This window comes from Amycolatopsis sp. 3B14 (assembly GCF_050958625.1).
In the GTDB taxonomy this organism is placed as follows: Bacteria; Actinomycetota; Actinomycetes; order Mycobacteriales; family Pseudonocardiaceae; genus Amycolatopsis_E; species Amycolatopsis_E thermoflava.
Map to the genome: position 1 here is coordinate 13,335 of NZ_JBHZEN010000050.1, position 20,391 is coordinate 33,725.

General features: G+C 71.3%; 18 protein-coding genes, 1 tRNA gene and 1 riboswitch. Of the genes, 5 read left to right on the forward strand and 14 right to left on the reverse strand.

What is annotated here, in order from left to right; genetic code table 11:
- The first annotated feature begins 93 nt into the window (after positions 1 to 93).
- Positions 94 to 612: an inorganic diphosphatase gene (locus ACCP09_RS26680; protein WP_027933612.1), complete on the forward strand. Its 519-nt coding sequence runs from the start codon at positions 94 to 96 to the stop codon at positions 610 to 612.
- A 58-nt stretch (positions 613 to 670) separates the two neighbouring features.
- Here ACCP09_RS26680 and glyA read toward each other — a convergent pair whose 3' ends face one another.
- The 4 genes from glyA to ACCP09_RS26700 form a co-directional block, all read right to left on the reverse strand.
- Positions 671 to 1,939, reverse strand: coding sequence for a serine hydroxymethyltransferase (gene glyA, locus ACCP09_RS26685; protein WP_027933611.1), 1,269 nt, complete (start codon positions 1,937 to 1,939; stop codon positions 671 to 673).
- A 17-nt stretch (positions 1,940 to 1,956) separates the two neighbouring features.
- Positions 1,957 to 2,042: riboswitch (ZMP/ZTP riboswitch) on the reverse strand.
- A gap of 9 nt (positions 2,043 to 2,051) precedes the next feature.
- The gene (locus tag ACCP09_RS26690; protein WP_027933610.1) at positions 2,052 to 2,573 is read right to left on the reverse strand and encodes a gamma carbonic anhydrase family protein; all 522 of its coding nucleotides are present in this window, start codon (positions 2,571 to 2,573) and stop codon (positions 2,052 to 2,054) included.
- A 10-nt stretch (positions 2,574 to 2,583) separates the two neighbouring features.
- Positions 2,584 to 3,165, reverse strand: coding sequence for a TetR/AcrR family transcriptional regulator (locus ACCP09_RS26695; RefSeq protein WP_017985448.1), 582 nt, complete (start codon positions 3,163 to 3,165; stop codon positions 2,584 to 2,586).
- A gap of 106 nt (positions 3,166 to 3,271) precedes the next feature.
- Positions 3,272 to 3,526, reverse strand: coding sequence for a hypothetical protein (locus ACCP09_RS26700; protein ID WP_433751291.1), 255 nt, complete (start codon positions 3,524 to 3,526; stop codon positions 3,272 to 3,274).
- Between the two features lie 171 nt (positions 3,527 to 3,697).
- Between ACCP09_RS26700 and ACCP09_RS26705 the strand changes: the two genes are divergently transcribed.
- Positions 3,698 to 4,387: a Pr6Pr family membrane protein gene (locus ACCP09_RS26705; protein WP_433751294.1), complete on the forward strand. Its 690-nt coding sequence runs from the start codon at positions 3,698 to 3,700 to the stop codon at positions 4,385 to 4,387.
- Here ACCP09_RS26705 and ACCP09_RS26710 read toward each other — a convergent pair.
- On the reverse strand, positions 4,304 to 5,089 hold the full coding sequence (locus ACCP09_RS26710; protein ID WP_123684625.1) for a class I SAM-dependent methyltransferase: 786 nt from the start codon (positions 5,087 to 5,089) through the stop codon (positions 4,304 to 4,306). The two genes, ACCP09_RS26705 and ACCP09_RS26710, sit on opposite strands and share 84 nt — an antisense overlap.
- Positions 5,090 to 5,157: 68 nt before the next feature.
- A tRNA-Thr gene (locus tag ACCP09_RS26715) sits at positions 5,158 to 5,231 on the reverse strand.
- A gap of 115 nt (positions 5,232 to 5,346) precedes the next feature.
- Here ACCP09_RS26715 and ACCP09_RS26720 point away from each other — a divergent pair.
- Positions 5,347 to 6,984, forward strand: a complete 1,638-nt coding sequence (locus ACCP09_RS26720) for a hypothetical protein (protein WP_027933607.1) — start codon at positions 5,347 to 5,349, stop codon at positions 6,982 to 6,984.
- 55 nt (positions 6,985 to 7,039) lie between these two features.
- Here the strand turns inward: ACCP09_RS26720 and ACCP09_RS26725 are convergent, their stop codons facing one another.
- The 5 genes from ACCP09_RS26725 to topA form a co-directional block, all read right to left on the reverse strand.
- A complete protein-coding gene (locus tag ACCP09_RS26725) occupies positions 7,040 to 8,248 on the reverse strand; it encodes a DNA polymerase III subunit delta' (protein ID WP_027933606.1) in 1,209 nt (402 codons plus the stop codon).
- Entirely contained in the window at positions 8,245 to 10,353 is a 2,109-nt protein-coding gene (locus ACCP09_RS26730) for a bifunctional MFS transporter/dTMP kinase (RefSeq protein WP_378333524.1), read from the reverse strand. Before ACCP09_RS26730 ends, ACCP09_RS26725 begins: the two co-directional genes overlap by 4 nt.
- A 137-nt stretch (positions 10,354 to 10,490) precedes the next feature.
- Complete coding sequence (locus ACCP09_RS26735; RefSeq protein WP_228685373.1) at positions 10,491 to 10,991, reverse strand: hypothetical protein; 501 nt, start codon at positions 10,989 to 10,991, stop codon at positions 10,491 to 10,493.
- A gap of 110 nt (positions 10,992 to 11,101) precedes the next feature.
- Positions 11,102 to 11,896 carry a hypothetical protein gene (locus ACCP09_RS26740; RefSeq protein WP_433751301.1) on the reverse strand — a complete coding sequence of 265 codons (795 nt, stop codon included), beginning with the start codon at positions 11,894 to 11,896 and terminating at the stop codon, positions 11,102 to 11,104.
- A gap of 54 nt (positions 11,897 to 11,950) precedes the next feature.
- Positions 11,951 to 14,713 (reverse strand): type I DNA topoisomerase, encoded by a 2,763-nt coding sequence (gene topA, locus ACCP09_RS26745; protein ID WP_027933602.1) that lies wholly within the window; start codon positions 14,711 to 14,713, stop codon positions 11,951 to 11,953.
- A 231-nt stretch (positions 14,714 to 14,944) separates the two neighbouring features.
- Between topA and ACCP09_RS26750 the strand changes: the two genes are divergently transcribed.
- Positions 14,945 to 15,790, forward strand: coding sequence for a trypsin-like serine peptidase (locus ACCP09_RS26750; RefSeq protein WP_123684623.1), 846 nt, complete (start codon positions 14,945 to 14,947; stop codon positions 15,788 to 15,790).
- On the opposite strand, the gene ACCP09_RS26755 is transcribed toward ACCP09_RS26750, so the two are convergent.
- On the reverse strand, positions 15,791 to 16,378 hold the full coding sequence (locus tag ACCP09_RS26755; RefSeq protein WP_123684622.1) for a hypothetical protein: 588 nt from the start codon (positions 16,376 to 16,378) through the stop codon (positions 15,791 to 15,793). It lies immediately after the preceding gene.
- 126 nt (positions 16,379 to 16,504) lie between these two features.
- On the opposite strand from ACCP09_RS26755, the gene ACCP09_RS26760 reads away from it, so the two are divergent.
- Positions 16,505 to 17,266 (forward strand): MerR family transcriptional regulator, encoded by a 762-nt coding sequence (locus ACCP09_RS26760; RefSeq protein ID WP_027933599.1) that lies wholly within the window; start codon positions 16,505 to 16,507, stop codon positions 17,264 to 17,266.
- Here ACCP09_RS26760 and ACCP09_RS26765 read toward each other — a convergent pair.
- A complete protein-coding gene (locus tag ACCP09_RS26765; RefSeq protein WP_231960710.1) occupies positions 17,263 to 17,859 on the reverse strand; it encodes a hypothetical protein in 597 nt (198 codons plus the stop codon). The genes ACCP09_RS26760 and ACCP09_RS26765 overlap by 4 nt on opposite strands.
- Before the next feature lie 132 nt (positions 17,860 to 17,991).
- The gene (locus tag ACCP09_RS26770; protein WP_027933597.1) at positions 17,992 to 20,286 is read right to left on the reverse strand and encodes a sodium-translocating pyrophosphatase; all 2,295 of its coding nucleotides are present in this window, start codon (positions 20,284 to 20,286) and stop codon (positions 17,992 to 17,994) included.
- Between the last annotated feature and the right edge of the window lie 105 nt (positions 20,287 to 20,391).

The window sequence follows — 20,391 nt, forward strand, 5'->3', positions numbered from 1 at the left end:
CCCAACGGCGCGTGGTCCACACTAGTGAGAACAAGTTAGCGAAACCGTAAGCCGCCGGTACCGGCGGGAAAAGACGAGGTCAGCGAGGACGCCGTGGAGTTCGACGCCACGATCGAAATCCCCAAGGGGGAGCGCAACAAGTACGAGGTGGACCACAAGACCGGTCGCATCCGCCTGGACCGGACCCTGTTCACGGCCACCCAGTACCCGGCCGACTACGGCTTCATCGACGACACCCTTGGGCAGGACGGCGACCCGCTCGACGTGCTGGTGCTCGTCCAGGAGCCGACGTTCCCGGGCTGCCTGATCCGCTGCCGCGCGATCGGCATGTTCCGGATGACGGACGAGAAGGGGCCGGACGACAAGGTCCTCGCGGTGCCGTCCGACGACCCGCGGCTGGAGCACCTGCGCGACATCCACCACCTGAACGAGTTCCACAAGCTGGAGATCGAGCACTTCTTCCAGGTCTACAAGGACCTGGAGCCGGCCAAGAGCGTCGAGGGCTCGCAGTGGGTGGGCCGCGCCGAGGCGGAGGCCGAGATCAAGCGCTCCTACCAGCGTGAGATCGACCGGCTCGCGAAGGAGGCCGCCGAGGGCGGCGAGCACCACTGAGTGCGGACAAACGAAAGCGCCCCTTCCCCGCGCGGGGAAGGGGCGCTTTCGTTTGTGCTCAGGCCCGGTAGCCGGGGATCGGGTACGCGGCCAGGAGGTCGCGGACCTCGCCGGCGATCTTGTTGATCGCGTCCTCGTCGTTCGCGGCGGCCGCGGCGATCGAGCGGTCGATCCACTCGGCGATCTGCGGCTGGTGCTCCGGCGTGAGCCCGCGGGTGGTGATGGCCGCGGTGCCCAGCCGGATGCCGGAGGGGTCGAACGGCTTGCGCGGGTCGAACGGCACCGTGTTGTAGTTCAGCTCGATGCCGGCGCGGTCCAGCGCCTGCGCGGCCGGCTTGCCACCGATCTGCTTGCTGGTCAGGTCGACCAGCAGCAGGTGGTTGTCGGTGCCGCCGGACACCAGGTCGAAGCCGCGCTCGATCAGGGCCTCGGCCAGCGCCTTGGCGTTCGCCACGATCGCGTGGGCGTAGTCGCGGAACTCCGGCTTGGCCGCCTCGCCCAGCGCGACGGCGATGGCGGCCGTCGTGTGGTTGTGCGGGCCGCCCTGCAGACCGGGGAACACGGCCTTGTCGATGGCCTTCGCGTGGTCGGCGTCGGTCATGATCATCGCGCCGCGCGGGCCGCGCAGGGTCTTGTGCGTGGTGGTGGTGATGACCGGCGCGTGGCCGACCGGCGACGGGTGCGCGCCACCGGCGACCAGGCCGGCGATGTGCGCGATGTCGGCCACCAGCACGGCGCCGACCTCCTTCGCGATCTCCGCGAAGGCCGGGAAGTCGATGGTGCGCGGGATCGCGGTGCCACCGGCGAAGATCAGCTTCGGGCGGTGCTCCAGCGCCAGCTCGCGGACCTGGTCGAGGTCGACGCGGCCGGTCTCCTTGCGCACGCCGTAGCGGACCGGGTTGAACCACTTGCCGGTGGCCGACACCGACCAGCCGTGGGTGAGGTGGCCGCCGTCGGGCAGCGCCATGCCCATCACCGTGTCGCCGGGGCTGGCGAACGCGAGGTAGGCGGCCAGGTTCGCGGGCGAGCCCGAGTACGGCTGCACGTTGGCGTGGTCGACGCCGAACAGCGCCTTGGCGCGCTCGATCGCGAGCCGCTCGACCTGGTCGATGAACTGCTGGCCCTCGTAGTACCGCTTGCCCGCGTAGCCCTCGGAGTACTTGTTGGTGAGGACGGAGCCGGTGGCCTCCAGCACCGCCTGGGAGACGTAGTTCTCGGAGGCGATGAGGCGGATCTTCTCCGCCTGGCGGCGCGCCTCGTCCTCGACGAGTCCGGCGATCTGCGGGTCGGCAGCGGTGAGCTCGGGGATGGCTGGCTGGTGCGTCATCTTCCTACTCCTGACACTGGCCACACCCAGGCGCGCGGTGCCGGCCTCGTCGGTCGCTTCCCGGTGGTGCTCCACCTCTACGGCGCCAGTCGCAAGTTGCTGTGCGCCCAGCTTAGTCGACGGGTGCGACACCTTCCGCGTGCCGCCGCGCGAGCTGCTGGTAGATGGCCGCGTTGTGGTCGACCCAGCCTCTCGCGGAGTCGGTCAGCGGCACGAACTTCTTGGCCGGGCTGCCCATCGCGATGACCTCCGGCGGCACCTGGGTGCCGGGCGTGACCGTGGAGCCGGCGGCGATCAGCGCGCGCTCGCCGATCACCGACTGGTCCAGCACGGTCGAGCCGTTGCCGATCAGGGCCTGCTCGCCGACCGTGCAGTCGTGCACGAGGCACATGTGGCCGACGGTGACGTTGCGGCCGATCTCGCACACGCCGGTGTTCACGTGGACCACGGAGTTGTCCTGGATGTTGGCGCCCTCGCGCACGATGATCTTGCCGAAGTCGGCCCGGAGCACCGCGCCGTACCAGATGGAGACGTCCTTTTCGATCACGACGTCGCCGATCAGGGTCGCGGTGGGCGCGATCCAGGCGTCCGGGTGCACGGTGGGGCTCACGCCCTCGAAGGAGAACAGAGGCATACCCGGAACCTTAGGGCAGGCAGAGCGACTCGATCTCCTCACGGAGGGTGGCGAACGGGCGCCGCCGGACGCGCTGCTGCACGACCGCGCCGAGCAGGTAGGACATCAGGGCACGGGCGCGGGCCCGCGGGTCGATGACGCCGACGTCCGCCAGCAGTTCGGTGAGCAGTTCGGTGACCGACCGGAGCATCGCCTCGATCGCCTCCGGGTGGTCGGCCCTGCTGACGGCGATCCAGTACTCGAACCAGAGGAACGCGGAGTTGGGGCGCTCGGTGAAGGCGTCCAGGTAGGCCTCCAGGACCGCCCACAGCTTGTCCCGCGGGTCGTCGTGGCGGGCGGCCACCCCGCGGAGGTCGTCGAGGAACGTCGTGACATGCGCGGCCATCGCGCGGTCGACGAGCACGTCGGTGTCGCTGAAGTAGTAGTGGATCGCGCTCTTGGTGAGCGGGCTCGCGTCGGCGATGGCGCGGGCGGTGCACCCGGCGAGCCCGTCCCTGGCCAGCACCTGCCGGGCGGCTTCGACGATCTGCTCCTGCTTGGCGAGCTGGTTCGGCGAGAGCCGCTCGCGCTGCCCCGGCGGGGTGACGGTCACTGCGGTGTCCTCCTGGAACGACGAGGACGCCCAGCCTAACCTTCGGGACCGGTGTCCTGAACGGCCCCCGGGTGCTCGTCCCGGGGGCCGTCCGGACGGGTCCGCGTCACAGACCCAGGATGTCCAGCAGACCGCCGTCATCGTCCTGGTCGGCGTACGTGCCGTCGTGGTCGGCGTGCGCGCCTTCATCGGCGGCCGCGGCGGTGGCGCTGTACGACGCGCCGTCCGGGCCCGCCGTCGCCGACACCTGCTGGTAGGCGACACCCTCGTGCTCCTCGACGGTGTCCGCGGAGGCGATCCCGGCGGCCCCGAGCGTCAGCGGCAGGGCGATGGCGCCGGCGGCGACAGTGCGAGTGATCATGCGCATTCTCGATCGTCCTTTCTCTACCGACGAGCGGTAGATGAGGCGTTTTCTCCTTGCGCGAAGCCGTTTTCGGCCTCACCGGGTGGCTTGCCGGTGATCGCCGGGACTATTCGCGGCCGCCGGTGTGTCGAGCGTCACCGGAAGTGCCGGAGCGGTTACGTTGCGAGCATGAGGATCGCTCGCGTCTGGTTCGGGCTGCACGCCCTGGTGGTGCTGACCGGCGTGGTCACACAGCTGTTCGTCACCTCGGGCGTGATGGGCGGCCGCTACGAGTCGGCGGCCGCGCGGATGGCCAACGTGTTCGCCTACTTCACGATCCAGTCCAACCTGATCGTGGGATTCACGAGTCTGCTGCTGGCGATCCGTCCACTGCGGACGTCCACAGTGTTCCGCACCCTGCGGCTGGACGGCGTGCTCGCGATCGCGGTCACCGGCATCGTGTTCCACCTCGTGCTGGCCGACCTTCAGGACCTCACCGGGTGGGCGTGGGTGGCCGATTTCCTGTTGCACACCGCGTCCCCGCTGCTCGGGGTGCTCGGGTGGCTGCTGTTCGGGCCGCGCCGCGCGGTCACCCCGCGGATCATCGGCTGGTCGGTGGTCTACCCGCTCGCGTGGGTGGCGTTCACGCTCGTCCGCGGCGCGATCGACGGCTTCTACCCGTACCCGTTCATCGACGTGACCGCGCTCGGGTACGGGCGGGTGGCGGTGAACTGCCTGGTGATCGCGGTGCTGTTCCTCGCGCTCGCGTTCGGCGCGATGCTGCTCGACCGGCTGCTAGGGCGTGGCCTCGACGACCCGGACGAGCCCCGTCTCCGGCGGGACGTGCAGCACCGCCCGGCCGAATCCGGCCGCGAGTAGCGCCGCCTCCGCCTCGGCCGCGCCCGTGAAGTGCAGGTGCACCTGCCCGCGCACGAACGCCGACAGCGCCCGGACGAACGCCCGCACCGCGAAGTCGGAAGTGGCCAGGTGCAGGTCGGACAGGTACCGGCCGCGCTCGAACCGGCCCAGCGCCCTGGCGAAGCGCGCCCACATCGCCCGCACCGCCGGCTCGTCGAAGTAGTTGACCAGTCCTTCGGTGACGATCACCAGCCCGCGGGCCGGGTCGAGGTCGGCCACCAGCCGGTCCAGACCGGTCTCGTCGAGGACGTCCAGTTCGGCCACGCGGTGCCCGGGCCCGGCCGGAAGCGCGCCACGCAGGGTGCGGCGTTTGCGCTCGGCCATGTCCGGCAGGTCCGCTTCGAGGTAGGTGAGGCCGGGGTGGCGGCGGGTGAAGCGCCAGCCGCGGGCGGACAGCCCGGCCGCGATCTCGACGACCTGGGTGATCCCGTCGCGCTCGACGGCGTCGGTGAGGAGCCGGTCGATCAGGCGGTGCCGGGCCAGCAGGAAGCCGTCGAGCGTCGGCCCGCCCAGCGCGCCGCTGGCTGCCATCAGCGGCCGCAGCAGCCCGTGCAGGACGCGTCCCTCGGCGGTGGCGAAGGCGGGGTCGGAGAGCCCGCTGCGCACCCACACGAAGCCGGTGTAGTGGGCGGTCGGACTGATCGTCTCGGAGCGGCGGGCCATGGCCGGAGAGCCTAGGCCGGAAACGACGTCGGGGGCCCTCCGAGTGGAGAGCCCCCGACCGTTGCCGGAGCCGCCTAGGGGAATCGAACCCCTGACCTGCTCATTACGAGTGAGCCGCTCTGGCCGACTGAGCTAAGGCGGCAACACGAACTAGTGTAGCGGCCCCGTTCGCGTCACTTCAGCACCCCCCGCGTCGTTAGGCTGTGCGACGCCGGTCACTCGAAGATCGGCCCGGTCGTACTGGGAGGACCTTCCACATGCGTCGACGCATGCCTCGCGCGCTGGCGCTGCCGGTCGCCGCGGCCGTGCTCGTCCTGTCGGCCACGCCCGCCGTGGCGCAGAGCACGATCCCCACCACCCCGACCCCGCAGCCGGCCAACCCGGGGCAGCCACCGTTCGTCGGCCAGGAGGGTCCGCAGCCACTCGGCCACGCGGTCGCCGACGCGGCCGCCGCGCTCGGTGTGCTGCGCCTGCTGCCGAACTCGGTCCCGACCAGCACGATCCTGCCCGGCTACGGCGAGCAGCTGCCCAAGCAGTCCGCGCTCGAAGCCGGGATGGGCCTGTCCAGCGCGCAGGCGAACTCCGAGGCGCTGCTCAGCTACGAGAAGTCGATCGCCCAGTCCTCCCCGCTCGGGCTCGCGATCGGCGGGAACGCGCCGCAGGCGCCGGGCAGCCTCGTGCAGACCGCGCTGCCGGACAACGAGAAGCCGCTCACCGGCGGCCTCAACGCGCCGGAGAACCCGCTGCTCAACGTCGGCCTGCTGAACGGCAAGGTGCACGCCCGCTACAGCCCGACGCTCGGCCCGTGCGTCGGCACCATCGCCGACGCCAGCACCTCCCTGGCGAGCCTGTCGCTGCTCAACGCCATCCCGTCACTGCCCAACCTGCCGATCGACGGCCTCGACCTGCAGAACGTGCAGCTGGCCGACGGTTTCGACCCGGCGCAGGGCCTGCAGACCCTCGGCGGCCTGCTCAGCGGCGGCAACCAGACCAAGGCCGACGGCACGAACTCCGTGCTCAGCCTGCCGAACACGCTGTCGTCGCGGTCGGTGGTGCAGCTGGTCGACATCCCCGGTTCGCCGAACAAGGCGGTCCAGTCGGTCTCCACGCTGCAGGCCGCGGACATCGAGATCCTCAAGGGCACCCCGCTGGAGCTGACGCTGAAGGTCGTCAGCCAGCCGACCCTGAAGGTCACGTCGACCGGCGACGAGAAGACCTCGAAGGTCGAGTACACGGCGCCGGTGATCACGATCGAGCGGCAGGGCAAGGTGCTCTACACGCTCGACGCGACCAATCCGACGAAGGACATCCCGATCGGCCTGCCGCTGTCCGGCCTGTCCCAGCAGTTCGGCCCGCTGGAGGACCTGCCGGTGGTCGGCGGCCTGGTCGCCACCGCGCAGAAGGGCCTGCAGCAGGTCTCGGACACCGCGGGCAAGGTGCTCGACCTCGGCGTCCTGCGGCTGAGCATCGCCGAGCTGACCCAGAAGGGCCAGAACCTCACCGACCCGTTCAAGGGCTACCAGCTGGGCGCCTCCGCCCGGCTGCTGGACCTGCAGATCCTGCCGACCGCCGGGCTGAAGGACCTGCTCCCGGCCGGCAGCGACGCGCTGCCCTCGTCGCTGGCGCAGCTGTCCCTCGGCGAGCAGATCGGGCGGGCGTACGCGCCCGAGGGCGGTGTCGTGTGCGGGACGACGACCACGCCGCCGCCGGGCAACGCGGCTCCCCCGGCCGGGCCGCAGAAGCTCGCCTACACGGCGGGCGCCTACTCGGCGGTGCCGATGTTCTGGACCGGCACGGCGATGCTGCTGCTCGGGGTCGTGCTCGTCGCGGCGTTCCCGGCCCGGAAGCGGTTGAAGGCGGTGCCGGTGAAGCCGTCACCGCGGCCACGGGACTGACGTACTGAGGAAGGGGCGGTGCCGCAACCGGCGCCGCCCCTTTTTCACGCGTCCGTCAGCCGTGGCGCAGGGCCGTCAGCATCGCCTCCACCGCGATGCGCGGCTTGACGTTCCACAGGATCGCTTCGCGGCAGGCCAGCACCGCTTCCAGGCGCTTCAGCGTCGACTCCGCCGTCCACTGGCGGGCGGCCTGCTCGATGTCCTGGGCGTGGTCGGGGTGGTTGTAGCGGGCGTCGGCGCCGCTGACCGCCACCAGCACGTCCCGGTAGAAGCCCGCGAGGTCGACCAGCGCGAGGTCCAGCGTGTCGCGCTGGGTGCGGGTCGCCCGGGACTTCTGGCGCTTCTCCAGCTGCTTGACCGCCGCTTCGGCCGCGCGCTTGGCGCCGGCGACGCCCTTGCCGGTCGCGTCACCGCCCATCGCGTTGCGCAGCTCCGCCTTCTCGGCCTCGTCGCGTTCCTTGCTCTCCTCGGTCGCGTCCGCTTCGGCGGCGGCGATCAGGTCGTCGGCGCAGCGGAACACGTCACCGGGGCGCGACAGGCCAAGCGGGATCCGCAGCACCGCGGCCCGGCGCTTGCGGGCGTTGTCGTCCGTGGCCAGGCGCCGCGCGCGGCCGACGTGACCGCCGCACACCGACGCCGCCCATTCGGCCAGCTCCGGATCGACGCCGTCCCGGTCAACCAGCACGCGGGCGATCGCCTCCGCGGCCGGCGTCCGCAGCGTCACCAGACGGCACCGGGAACGGATCGTGACCGAGATGTCCTCGGGGTGGTCCGACGGCGCGCACAGCAGGAACACCGTCCGCTCCGGCGGCTCCTCGACCGCCTTGAGCAGGGCGTTCGACGCGCCCTCCGTCAACCGGTCGGCGTCCTCGATGATCACGACCTGCCACTGCCCGGTCGTCGGACGGCGCGCCGCGGCCTGGACCAGCGCACGCATCTCCGCGACCGAGATCGAGAGGCCCTCCGGAATGACCAGGCGCACGTCGGCGTGCGTGCCGTGCATCGCGGTGCGGCAGCCGGGGCACTGGCCGCAGCCGGTGCCGGTGATGCACTGCAGGGCCGCGGCGAACGCGCGCGCCGCCACCGACCGGCCGGAGCCGGGCGGGCCGGTGAGCAGCCAGGCGTGCGTCATCGCCCCCGGTGGCGCGGGCTCACCCGCGACGATCTGCGCCGCCGCCCGCGCTGCCGCGGACAGCACGTCGACGGCGTGGTCCTGCCCGACCAGCTGGCCCCACACCCCGGCCGGCGCGACGACAGCGGTCACCTGGCCTCCACCTCGGCCAGCGGCACCAGTCCGAGCTTGCGCTGGGCGAGCACGGCGGTGACCGCGGTGCGCACCCGGTCGCCGACCTCCTCCGCGGGCCCGTCGGCGTCCACCACCACGTAGTGATCGGGGTCGGCGGCGGCCATCTCGCTGAGCAGGTGCTGCACGCGCCACTGGTCCTCGACCGAGATCGGGCCGGGCGCGTTCGCGCCGGGGTCGGCGTCCAGCAGCACGGTCACGTCCGGCCGGAGGCGGCCGGTGGCCCAGTCGGCGAGCCCCTCCAGCTCCTTGGCGTCCAGCCCGGCGACGGCGGACAGGTGCGCGAGCGGCGAGTCGACGAAGCGTTCCATCACCACGATCGCGCCGCCGTCCAGCGCCGGGTTGACGTTGCGCTCCACGATGTCGGCACGCACCGCGGCGGCCGCGAGGGCCTGCGCCCGCGCCCCGGACAGCGACGCGTTGCCGATCAGCGCGGCGAGCCGCTCGTCGTCCAGCGCCGGGTCCGCGGCCAGCACCACCGGGCGCGGACTGGCCGACCGCAGCCACTCGGCGAGCTTCGACGCCTGCACGGCGGTGTCCGCGGCTGTGGTGCCCTCCAGCGCGATGAGCAGGCCGTTCACGCGGCGCGGGCGGCGCCGGATCGCGTTGCGCAGGTCGGCCATGATCGGCTCGGACCGGCGCGAGTCCATCTGCCGGTAGGCGATGATGCCGACGACCGCGGCGAGGGCGCCGCCGCCGAGCATCACCGGGCGGGTGCCGTCGATGATGATCGGGTTGCCCCAGACCGTGATCGTCCGCGGCTTCGTCAGGCCGATCAGCAGCGGCACCAGCGAGACCGACCCGAACACGATGATCTTCATCATCGACTGGTAGATCGCGTTGATCCGGCCGCGGATCGCGTCGTCGACCTGCGAGCCGATGATCGTCACGCCGGTCAGGAACGCGGCGCCGGCACACGCGCCGACGATCGCGACCGCGATCAGCGACACGGTCAGGTGCGGCGACAGCGCCACCAGGATCAGCGCCAGCCCGGCGAGCACGATCGAGATGCCGAAGAGCCGGTCGTGCGGCAACCGCCGGGCCAGCTTCGGCGCGCCCCCCATACCGGTCGCCAGTCCGATGAACACGGCCACGACCAGCAGGCCCCACGCGGAGTCGCCGGCCAGGAGGCTCGACGAGTACGGCTTGGCCGACCCGACCACCGCGCCGCCCGCGGCGAACGCGCCGGCCGCGCCGATGAGCAGGCCGCGGACCAGCGGTGTGCTCCGCACGTACTTGCCCGCGTCCTTGATCAGGGCGCCCAGCCCGGGCTTGTCCGCCTCCGCGATCGGCTTCGCGGCCTTCTCGGCCTGCTCGTGCGAGATCTCGGCCATCCGCGGCTTGCGGATCGACAACTCCGGGATGCGGGTCAGCACCAGGATCGCGCTGGCCAGGTAGAGCAGCGCGATGAGCACGACGATGACCTTGGCGACGCCGAGCTCGCCGAAGAACCCGGACGGCAGGCCGACCGAGGCCGCGATCCGGGTCACCACGGCGTAGAGGCCGCCCGCGGTGACGGTGGCGAGCCCGTAGGTCATCACCAGGCCGAGCTGGTTGGCCGTCTCCACCTGGTCCGGGCGCTTGAGCAGGTTCGGGACCGCCGCCTCCTTGGACGGGATCCACATCATCGCGCTCGCGCTGGCCAGGAAGTTCGCGATGTAGAGCCACCAGGACGTGCCGACGAACGCCACCGACAGCAGGAAGCCGCAGCGGAACAGGTCGGCGACGAACATGACCTTGCGCCGGTCGAAGCGGTCGGCGAGCAGCCCGCCGAGAGGGGCGAAGATCAGGCCGGGCAGCAGCGCGGAGAGCAGGACGCCGGTGAAGGCGAAGTTCTGCGCGGTGTAGTTCGTGGTCAGCTGGGTCGCGAGGCTGGTCAGGCCCAGGATGGTGAGCCAGTCCGCGACGCTGCACAGGTAGGTGACGCCCCACAGCCGCCGGAACGGCCGGATCGCCAGGACCCGCCGGGCCCGGTGGATCGTCGAGGCGTCACGCCCTGCCGGCGCCTCACTTCCTGCGCCGGGTTCCACGTGCACGACCTCGCTGATCGGACCCACCCCACTCATTCCCGTGGCGCTGGGGAACCCCTCGCGCGACACAACGGCATCCCCCAACCGTGGGGCCAGGGTAGCTCTGCCGATCTGAGAGTGCCCGTCGTGGTGGGCGGTAGACGTCCGAAACGCGAAGATCGTCCTGTCGCGGACTATTCGAAGATGCCGCTCAGGGTGTCGATCAAGCTGGACAGGAACTGGATCGCGAGCACGCCGAACACGACCATCAACAGGATCGCGACGAGGAACGCCGCGGACCCGCTGGACGGTTTCGCCCTGCGGACCGAGCCCCCCTGGCCCGGCCGCGGCAGGCGGAACGACGGCTTGGACCACGAACCGATCCGCTGACGCCCGGTCCACGTGCGCTGACGCGGCAGGATGCCCAGCGGTGGCGCGGGCGGCACCGCCGGGGCGGGAGCCGCGGGCGGCGTGTCGTCCACCGGCGTCTCGGCCGGGGCCGCCGGCTTGTCCGACATGGCTTCGATCATCTCGCGGACCTTCTCCGGGTCCGGCTCGACCGGCTTGGCCACCTTCAACGGCTGGTAGCCCTCTTCGTCGTCGACCGACCCCGAGACGGCGTCGCCGAACGTCAGCGGTGGCAGGCCGGACTGCGTGCCGTCGCCGAACCGACCGTCGTCCTTGGCCGGACCCATGGTGACCACTCCCGTGCGATCGGAAACACCTCGCCCCAGCGTAGTGGGCTTTTCGCGATGCGCACGCGCCCATCCGGGCAACCCCGTGATCACTGTCCGCAACCGGAAGTTCAGGCACAGGTCATCGCCGCCTCGACCGCGTCGGTCATCCACTGGGCCAGCCGGTCGCGGTCGGACGGGACCAGGAACAGCTGCGTGCCCTCGCCCGGTTCGGTGACCGTGGCCAGGACGTGTCGCCCCAGGTCGTTGTCCACCACCACGTAGCCGAGCCGCGGGAACTGCGCGCAGCGCCGGTCGAACGCCATCAGGTCGACCACCGTCGTGCCGGTGCGCGGCCGCCGCAGGAACTCCCGCACCCGCGCCGCCTGCTCGGCGTCCCGCCCGGCCAGCACACCGGAGGGGCCCGCCTGCAGCATCACCGAACCGAACCGGCCGCGGCGCTGCTCGGGCACGAACCCGACCACCCGGTCGAACAGGGTGCGCAGCTCACGGTAGCCCCAGCCGCCGACCTGCGTGCTGTCCGGCCGCCAGCTCCACAGCACCCCGGCGGCCGTGTCGGCGTAGACCCGCACGTCGAGCGGCCCGGCGAGCCCGCTGTGCACGCCGGTGAGCACCATCCGGATCGGACCGCGCAACATCAGCGCGAACGCCCGCATCGCGTCGTCCGTCAGGTCGCCGCCCTCGACGAACGGCGAGTCCCGCAGCTGCGCCATCCAGGCGTTGTGCTCCTCGGCCTCGGCGACCAGGTCGGCCGGGTCGTCCGATCGGCTCAGCGGGTACCGGATCCGCTCGACGTCGTCGTCCGTCGCGTACGGCGCGTACAGGTCCCAGGTGCTCGCGCGCTCCGGCACGGCGTCCAGCACCGGCCGGGCGGCCTCGGTCAGCAGTTCGTCGATCGTCGTCACGGGGGCAGTGTGCACCCAAGGTACGACAGTTTCGGTCGAACTGCTGTTCGAGGCCTACTTCTTCGCGGCCGCCTTCTTCGCCGGGGCCTTGCGCGCCGGCGCCTTCTTCTTCGGCGCCGGGCCCTTCGCGCGCTTCTCGGCGAGCAGCTCGGACGCCCGCTCCGGGGTCAGCCCTTCGATGCTGTCGCCCTTGCGCAGGGTCGCGTTGTACTCCCCGTCGGTGACGTACGGGCCGAACCGGCCGTCCTTGACCACCATCGGCTTCTTGGACACCGGGTCCTCGCCCAGCTCCTTCAGCGGCGGCTTCGCGGCGCCCCGGCGGCCACGCTGCTTCGGCTCCGCGTAGATCTTCAGCGCCTCGTCGAGCGTGATCGAGAAGATCTGGTCCTCGCTCGACAGCGACCGCGAGTCCGTGCCCTTCTTCAGGTACGGCCCGTAGCGCCCGTTCTGCGCGGTGATCTCCTCACCGGTCTCCGGGTCCTTGCCGACCACCCGCGGCAGCGACAGCAGCTTGAGCGCGTCCTCCAGCGTCACCGTCTCGATCGACATCGACTGGAACAGTGAGCCGGTCCGCGGCTTCGGCTTCTTCGCCTTGCTGGTCTTCTTGCCCTCCGTCTCCTCGGGCTCCGGCAGCACCTCGGTGACGTACGGGCCGAACCGGCCCTCCTTGGCGACGATGCGGTGCTGGGTGACCGGGTCGACGCCGAGGTCACGGCCCTCCTGCGGGGTCGCGAACAGCTTCTCCGCGATCTCCACGGTCAGCTCGTCCGGCGGCAGGTCCTCCGGCAGGTTCGCGCGCTGCGGCTTGCCGTCGACCTCGCGCTCCAGGTACGGGCCGTAGCGGCCGACCCGCACGTGCACGGTGTGCCCGTCGTTGTCCTCGAACATCGGGATGGAGTTGATCTCGCGCGGGTCGATGTCCTCGACCCCGCCGCTGACCAGCTTCTTCAACCCGCCGAGGCGCCCGACGGAGCCGTCCACGCCCTGCTCGCCGCCGAAGTAGAACCGCGACAGCCAGCGGGTGCGCTGCTCGTTCCCGGCCGCGATGCGGTCGAGCTCGTCCTCCATCGCCGCGGTGAAGTCGTAGTCGACCAGCCGCTCGAAGTGCCGCTCCAGCAGCCCGACCACGGCGAACGCGACCCACGACGGGACGAGCGCGGCGCCCTTCTTCCAGACGTACCCGCGGTCCTGGATGGTCTTGATGATCGACGCGTACGTCGACGGGCGGCCGATGCCCAGCTCCTCCAGCTTGCTGACCAGGCTGGGCTCGTTGTAGCGCGCCGGCGGCGTGGTCGCGTGCCCGTCCGGGGACAGGTCGGTCGCGGTCAGCGCCTGGTCCTTGACCAGCTGCGGCAGGCGGCTCTGCTTGTCGTCGGCCTCGGCGCCGGAGTCGGCGTCCACCGCCTCCACGTAGGCCTTCAGGAAGCCGGCGAAGGTGATCGTGCGGCCGGACGCGGCGAACACGCACTCCTCGCCCGTGCTCGCGGTGCCGGTGATGCGCACCGACATCGTGGTGCCCTTGGCGTCGGCCATCTGCGAGGCGATCGTGCGCTGCCAGATCAGCTCGTACAGCCGGAACTCGTCGGCCTGCAGCTCACCGGCGACCTGGCCGGGCGTGCGGAACACCTCGCCGGCGGGGCGGATCGCCTCGTGGGCCTCCTGCGCGTTCTTGACCTTGCGGGTGTACTGCCGCGGCGTCGGCGAGACGTGGTCCTTGCCGTACAGCTCGGTCGCCTGGCTGCGGGCCGCCGCGAGCGCCGACTCCGACAGCGTCGTGGAGTCGGTACGCATGTAGGTGATGTACCCGTTCTGGTACAGCCGCTGCGCGATCTGCATCGTGGTCTCGGCGTTGAAGCGCAGCTTCCGGCCGGCCTCCTGCTGCAGCGTGGAGGTCATGAACGGTGCGTACGGCCGCCGCGTGTACGGCTTCTCCTCGACGCTGGTGACCTTGAAGTCCCGCTGGTGCAGGCCCTGGGCCAGCGCACGCGCCGCCGCCTCCTCGAGCACCCGGACGTCCTTGGCGTTCGCCTTGAGCTGCCCGGAGGCGTCGAAGTCCTTGCCGGTGGCCAGGCGCGCGCCGTCGACCGACACCAGGCGCGCCGGGAACTGGCGCGGGGTGGCGTCCTCGCCCGCGTCCATTGTCGCGGAGATGTCCCAGTACGAGGCCGAGGTGAACTTGATGCGCTCCCGCTCGCGCTCCACGACCAGCCGCGTCGCGACCGACTGCACCCGGCCCGCCGACAGCCGCGGCATGACCTTCTTCCACAGCACCGGCGAGACCTCGTAGCCGTAGAGCCGGTCCAGGATGCGGCGGGTCTCCTGCGCGTCGACGAGGTCCCCGTCCAGCTCGCGGGTGTCCTCGGCGGCCGCGCGGACGGCCTGCTCGGTGACCTCGTGGAAGACCATCCGGCGCACCGGGACCTTCGGCTTGAGGGTCTCCAGCAGGTGCCAGGCGATGGCCTCGCCCTCGCGGTCGGGGTCGGTGGCGAGGAAGAGCTCGTCGACGTCCTTCAGCAGGCTCTTCAGCTCGGTGACCTTGGACTTCTTGTCCGCGGAGACGACGTAGAGCGGCTCGAAGTCGTGGTCGACGTTCACGCCGAGCTTCGCCCAGGACTCGCCCTTGTACTTGGCGGGGACGTCCTCCGCCTTCGACGGCAGGTCGCGGATGTGCCCGACCGAGGACTCCACGACGTAGCCCGGGCCGAGGTAGGAGGCGATCTTGCGGGCCTTGGCGGGCGACTCGACGATCACCAACCGCCGACGACCGGCGCCGTTCGCCCCGGTGTCGTCCTTCTTCGTCTTCGTCGATCCAGCCACGCTGTCCGCTCTCCTGCTCCATCCCGCCGCTGCAGCAGCGGCGCCTGTTCAACCAGCAAGTGTGCACGTTGCCTGCCGGTGATGTCCCCCGAGGTGACGTAACACGCCGCCGCGCTTCCCGGCCGGGACGGGCCGCGGCGTGCGTCATCTTCCCCTTTCCACACCTAGCACGTGATACCGGCCACACGCTTCGCGGGGCTTCTGAGTAGCCGTTCCGCTACGCTCCGCGTCATGTTCCGCCGCCTGTTCACGATCCTCGCCGTTCTGCTGACCGGTCCCGCATTGGCCGGGGTCAGCGCCGCGTCCGCCGCACCCGCCGCCGACTACAGCGGCATCGTCAAGCTCAGCAACTGCTCCGGTTCACTCGTCCGGCTGCCCCAGTCGGACGAGTTCGACCGGGCGCTCGTCCTCACCAACGGTCACTGCCTGGAGTCGGGCATGCCGGAGGCGGGTGAGGTCCTGGTCAACCGGCCTGCCAACCGCAAGATGGTGCTGCTCGGCGCCGACGGCCGCGAGCTGGGCCAGATCCGCGCGACGAAGCTCGTCTACGCCACGATGACCGACACCGACGTCGCGCTCTACGCCCTCGACTCCTCCTACCGGGAGATCGCCCGCGACTTCGGCGGGCACCCGCTGACCGTGGCGGCCTCGCCCGCCAACGTCGGCACCCCGGTCAGCGTCGTCTCCGGGTTCTTCACCCGCACCTGGAACTGCTCGATCGAGCGCGTCGTGTACTCGGTGCGCGAGGCGGGCTGGACCTGGAAGGACTCGATCCGGTACGCGCCCGGCTGCGACACCGTCCACGGCACGTCCGGCTCGCCGATCGTCGACCAGGGCAGCCGGGAGGTCGTCGGCATCAACAACACCGGCAACGACAACGGCGAGGTCTGCACGTTCAACAACCCGTGCGAGGTCGACGAGAACGGCGTGGTGTTCGCCCGGCAGGGCCTGACCTACGGGCAGCAGACCTACCGGATCCCGGCCTGCTTCGCCAAGAACAACCAGCTCAGCCTGGTGCGGGACGGGTGCCTGCTGCCCAAGCCGAACGTGGCGCTGCCGGTTCCCATTCCCGCCTGATCACACCGCCTGCCGGGCCGGTGCGTGCTGCGGCCACACCGGCTCGGCGCCCGGCGGGGGCATGCCGATGAGCTCGGCCAGCGTCGCGAGACGGCGGCGGCCGGTGACGCGGACGGCAGGCCCGCCGCCCTTCGGCCCGACGAGCTGCGCGGGCACGCCGAGCTGCCGGAACGCCTCGGCGAGCGGCTCGTGCGTGCCCGGCGCGCGCTCGTCGACGGCCAACAGGTACCCCTGGACTCCCGGACGGCCCGCCGCGAGCGCCCACAGCCGCAGCGCCGCGCCGGTCAGCCGGAACCGTCCCGGCAACGACTTCCCCTCGTCGTCGAGCCACGCCCTGGCCAGCCCGATCAGATCGGACCGGAACGCGGTGCGGACCACCGGTCCGCCGTCCTCGGTCCGGCCCAGCTCCGCCGCGACCCCGCGCCTGCCGAACTCGGCGACCAGCACCCGCGCGCGCCACACCTCGTCCACCTCGACGGTGAGGCGGGCGGCCGTGCGCGCGAAGCCGGTGATCTGGCCCTGCCCGCACAGGACGCCGCTCAGGTCGGCGATGTCCGGGCCGCTCGCCTCCGCCGAGAAGAGCGACATCTGATCCACAGCGGACAGGGTAGAACACCCGTTCGATTTCCCGCGAGTCGTCGCGCGGAAAAAGTTCTTGAAGTTGACGCAGCGTCAAGCTCTACCGTGGTTTTCACGGGCGAGGATGGAGACGAGATGGACGAACCGCTGTCGATCGTCCAGGTGTCCAAGGCCTCCGGGGTGACCTCCCGGACCCTGCGGCACTACGACGACATCGGCCTGCTGCCACCGGCCTTCGCCGACACCAGCGGGAGGCGCTACTACCAGCGGGAACAGCTCATCCGGCTGCAGCAGATCCTGCTGCTGCGGGAGCTGGGACTCGGCCTGGACACGATCGCCGAGGTGCTCGACGGATCGGTGTCCAGGGCCGAGGCCCTGCGGCTGCACCGGAAATGGCTGCTGGCGGAGCGCGATCGGCTGGACCGGCTCGCCGACACCGTCGCCCGGACCATCGAAGAACTGGAAGGAGGGGAACACATGTCCGCCAAGGAACTGTTCGAGGGGTTTTCGCCGCACTCGGAGAAGGCGAAGTGGCTGGCAGAGGAAGCGGTCGAACGGTGGGGTGAGGACGCCGTGCAGTCGCACGAGCGGAGCAAGCGCTGGTCGGACGAGAAGTGGGACGCCGTCAAGCGGCAGGGCGCCGAGGCGGCCGAGCGGCTGGCCGAGCTGCTCCGCGAGGGGGTCCCGGCCGACGACGAGCGCGCGCTCGACGCGGTCGCGGCCCACCGCGCCTGGCTGGAGAACTTCTGGACGCCGGACGCCGAGTCCTACACCGGCCTCGGCCGGCTCTACAGCGACGACGAGCGCTTCCGCGGGGTCTACGAGGCGATCCACCCCGGGCTCGCCGAGTACCTGCGTGACGCCATGGCCGCGTACGCCCGCGCCCGGATGAGCTAGCGGGGCGCGGCGGTCACCTGCACCGTGAGCTGCTGGCACACCGGGGCGTGCGCGATCGCGGTGGCCAGCTCGGGCACGGCGTCGAAGCGGTTCAGCAGGTCGAGGCGGGACACCTCGTCCAGCGGGCCGTGCGCCTGCCCGAGCGTGGCCTCGTCGATTTCGCTCGCGTCAGTGGCATCTAGCCGCTGCCGGACGGCGGAGGCGCGGTCACGCACGCCCTGGAAGTCGGCCACGGCCTGGGCCCGCACCTGGTCGCCACCCGGCACCGGGGACGGCGGCAGCTTGCCGAGCCCGTCCAGCGCGCGGTCCAGCCCGCCGATCACCGACCCGAGCAGTTCGCTCGACGTGCGCACCGCGCGTTGCGGGCTGCTCGGGTCCACGCTCGGCATCGTCGCCAGGCCCTGGACCAGCGAGCCGACGGCGACGCAGTAGTCGTCTGCCCACCGCGCGGCGGCGTCCTGCTGCCGGACCTGTTCCTGCGACAGGCCGGGGCCGCCCGGCTCGACGGTTCTCGCGGGCTGCTGGCCGCATCCGGAGAGGCCCACGCAGAGCCCGGTCAGCACCACAAGGAACAGCGACTTCCCGGGCCGCACCCACACACCTCCAGCTGCCGACGTGAGCTCTTTCCCGACGGTACCGAGACGATTGCGGATCGCAACCGCCGGGCATGGAAAAGGCCGGGTCCGTCACGCTCCGTGCGCGACGGACCCGGCCTTCCGGACGTGTCAGGCGGTCTTCGCCGGGGTGGCGTCCTCGCTCGGCGTCTCCGTCATGACGCTCGCGCGCCGCTTCGACACCACGATCGCGGCGATGATGATCGCCACCGCGACCAGCGAAATCGCGATCCGCACGCCCGCGGAGGCGTCCGGCCCGATCGAGAACTGCACGACGGCGGGCGCGATCAGCACCGAGACCAGGTTCATCACCTTGATCAGCGGGTTGATCGCCGGGCCCGCGGTGTCCTTGAACGGGTCACCGACGGTGTCGCCGATGACCGTCGCGGCATGCGCCTCGGAGCCCTTGCCGCCGTGGTGGCCGTCCTCGACCAGCTTCTTCGCGTTGTCCCAGGCGCCACCGGAGTTGGCCAGGAAGATCGCCATCAGGGTGCCGGTCGCGATCGCGCCCGCCAGGTACCCGGCCAGCGCGCCGGTGCCCAGGCCGAAGCCGACGGCGATCGGGGCGAACACCGCGAGCAGACCCGGGGTGGCCAGCTCACGCAGCGAGTCGCGGGTGACGATGTCGACGACCTTGCCGTACTCGGGCCGCGTGGTGCCCTCCATGATCCCCGGGATGTCCCGGAACTGGCGGCGCACCTCGTACACCACCGCGCCGGCGGCGCGGGACACGGCGTTGACCGCGAGACCGGAGAACAGGAAGACCACCGCGGCGCCGATGATCACGCCGACCAGCGTGTTCGGGCTGACGATCGTGTCCACGAACGACTTCACGCCCGCGGCGGACTCACCGATGTCGGCGAGCGCCTTGGAGATCGAGTCCTGGTACGAACCGAACAGCGCGGTCGCCGCGAGCACGGCGGTCGCGATCGCGATGCCCTTGGTGATCGCCTTGGTGGTGTTGCCGACCGCGTCCAGCTCGGTCAGGATCTGCGCCGCGTTCTCGTCGACCTCGCCGGACATCTCCGCGATGCCCTGCGCGTTGTCCGAGACCGGGCCGAAGGTGTCCATCGCGACGATGACGCCGACCGTGGTCAGCAGGCCGGTGCCGGCGAGCGCGACCGCGAACAGCGCGATCGTGCCGCCGAGCAGGTAGGCGCCGAACACCGCCGCGCCGATCACCAGCGCCGTGTAGACGGCCGACTCGAAGCCGACCGAGATGCCGGACAGGATGACGGTCGCGGCGCCGGTCCGCGAGGTCTCCCCGACGTTCTTCACCGGGCCGTGCTCGGTGCCGGTGTAGTAGCCGGTCAGCTTCAGGATCACGCCGGCCAGCACGATGCCGATGATCACCGCGATGAACGCGATGAGCGCCGGGTTGCCCTCAATGCCCGCCTGGTCCGCGCCGAACTCGGCGAACGAGCCGGGCAGGTAGACGAACGCGGCGATCGCGCACAGCACCGCGGAGATGGCTGCCGAGATGTAGAACGAGCGGTTGATGGTGACCAGGCCGTTCTCACCGGAGCGGGCGCGCGTGATGTAGACGCCGATGACCGCGGTGATGACACCGATGGCGGGCACGATCAGCGGGAACAGCAGGCCGTCCACGCCGAACGCGGTGCTGCCGAGGATCAGCGCGGCGACCAGGGTCACCGCGTAGGACTCGAAGAGGTCGGCCGCCATGCCGGCGCAGTCACCCACGTTGTCGCCGACGTTGTCGGCGATGGTGGCCGCGTTGCGCGGGTCGTCCTCCGGGATGTTCTGCTCGACCTTGCCGACCAGGTCCGCGCCGACGTCGGCGGCCTTGGTGAAGATGCCGCCGCCGACACGCATGAACATCGCGATCAGCGCGGCGCCGAAGCCGAAGCCCTCGAGCACCTTCGGCGCCTGGCCGGTGTAGACGAGCACGACGACCGCGGCGCCGAACAGGCCGAGGCCGACGGTGAACATGCCGACCGCGCCGCCGGTGCGGAACGCGGCGCGCATCGCCTTCTCCCGGCCGCCCGGCTCGCGGGAGGCGGCGGCGACCCGCAGGTTGGCCCGCGTCGCCAGCCACATGCCGGTGTAGCCGATGAGGAACGAGAACACCGCGCCGACGAGGAAGAACAGCGAGCGGCCGATGCGCTCGTTCCAGTCCTCCGCCGGGAGCGCGAGGAGCAGCAGGAACACCACCACACCGAAGATCGAGAGGGTGTTGCGCTGCCGCTTCAGATACGCGGCCGCCCCTTCCTGCACGGCCTTGGCGATGTCCTGCATCTTCGTGGTGCCCTGGCCGGCGGCCAGCACCTCCTTGAGCAGGAACCAGCCGATGACCAGAGCGGCCAAGGCGATGACGGCGACGACGGCCGCGATGCCGTAGTCACCTCCGGAAAACTCGAGGCCCTCCGCGAGGGTCTGCCGGGACATCCGTCCTCCTGGAAACGTTCCTGTCGCCAGTGACAGCTCGCCTTCCGAAAGCCGTGCCGACGCTGGCATGGGATCTACACCACAAGTGGTGCCGGTTGCGGGGAG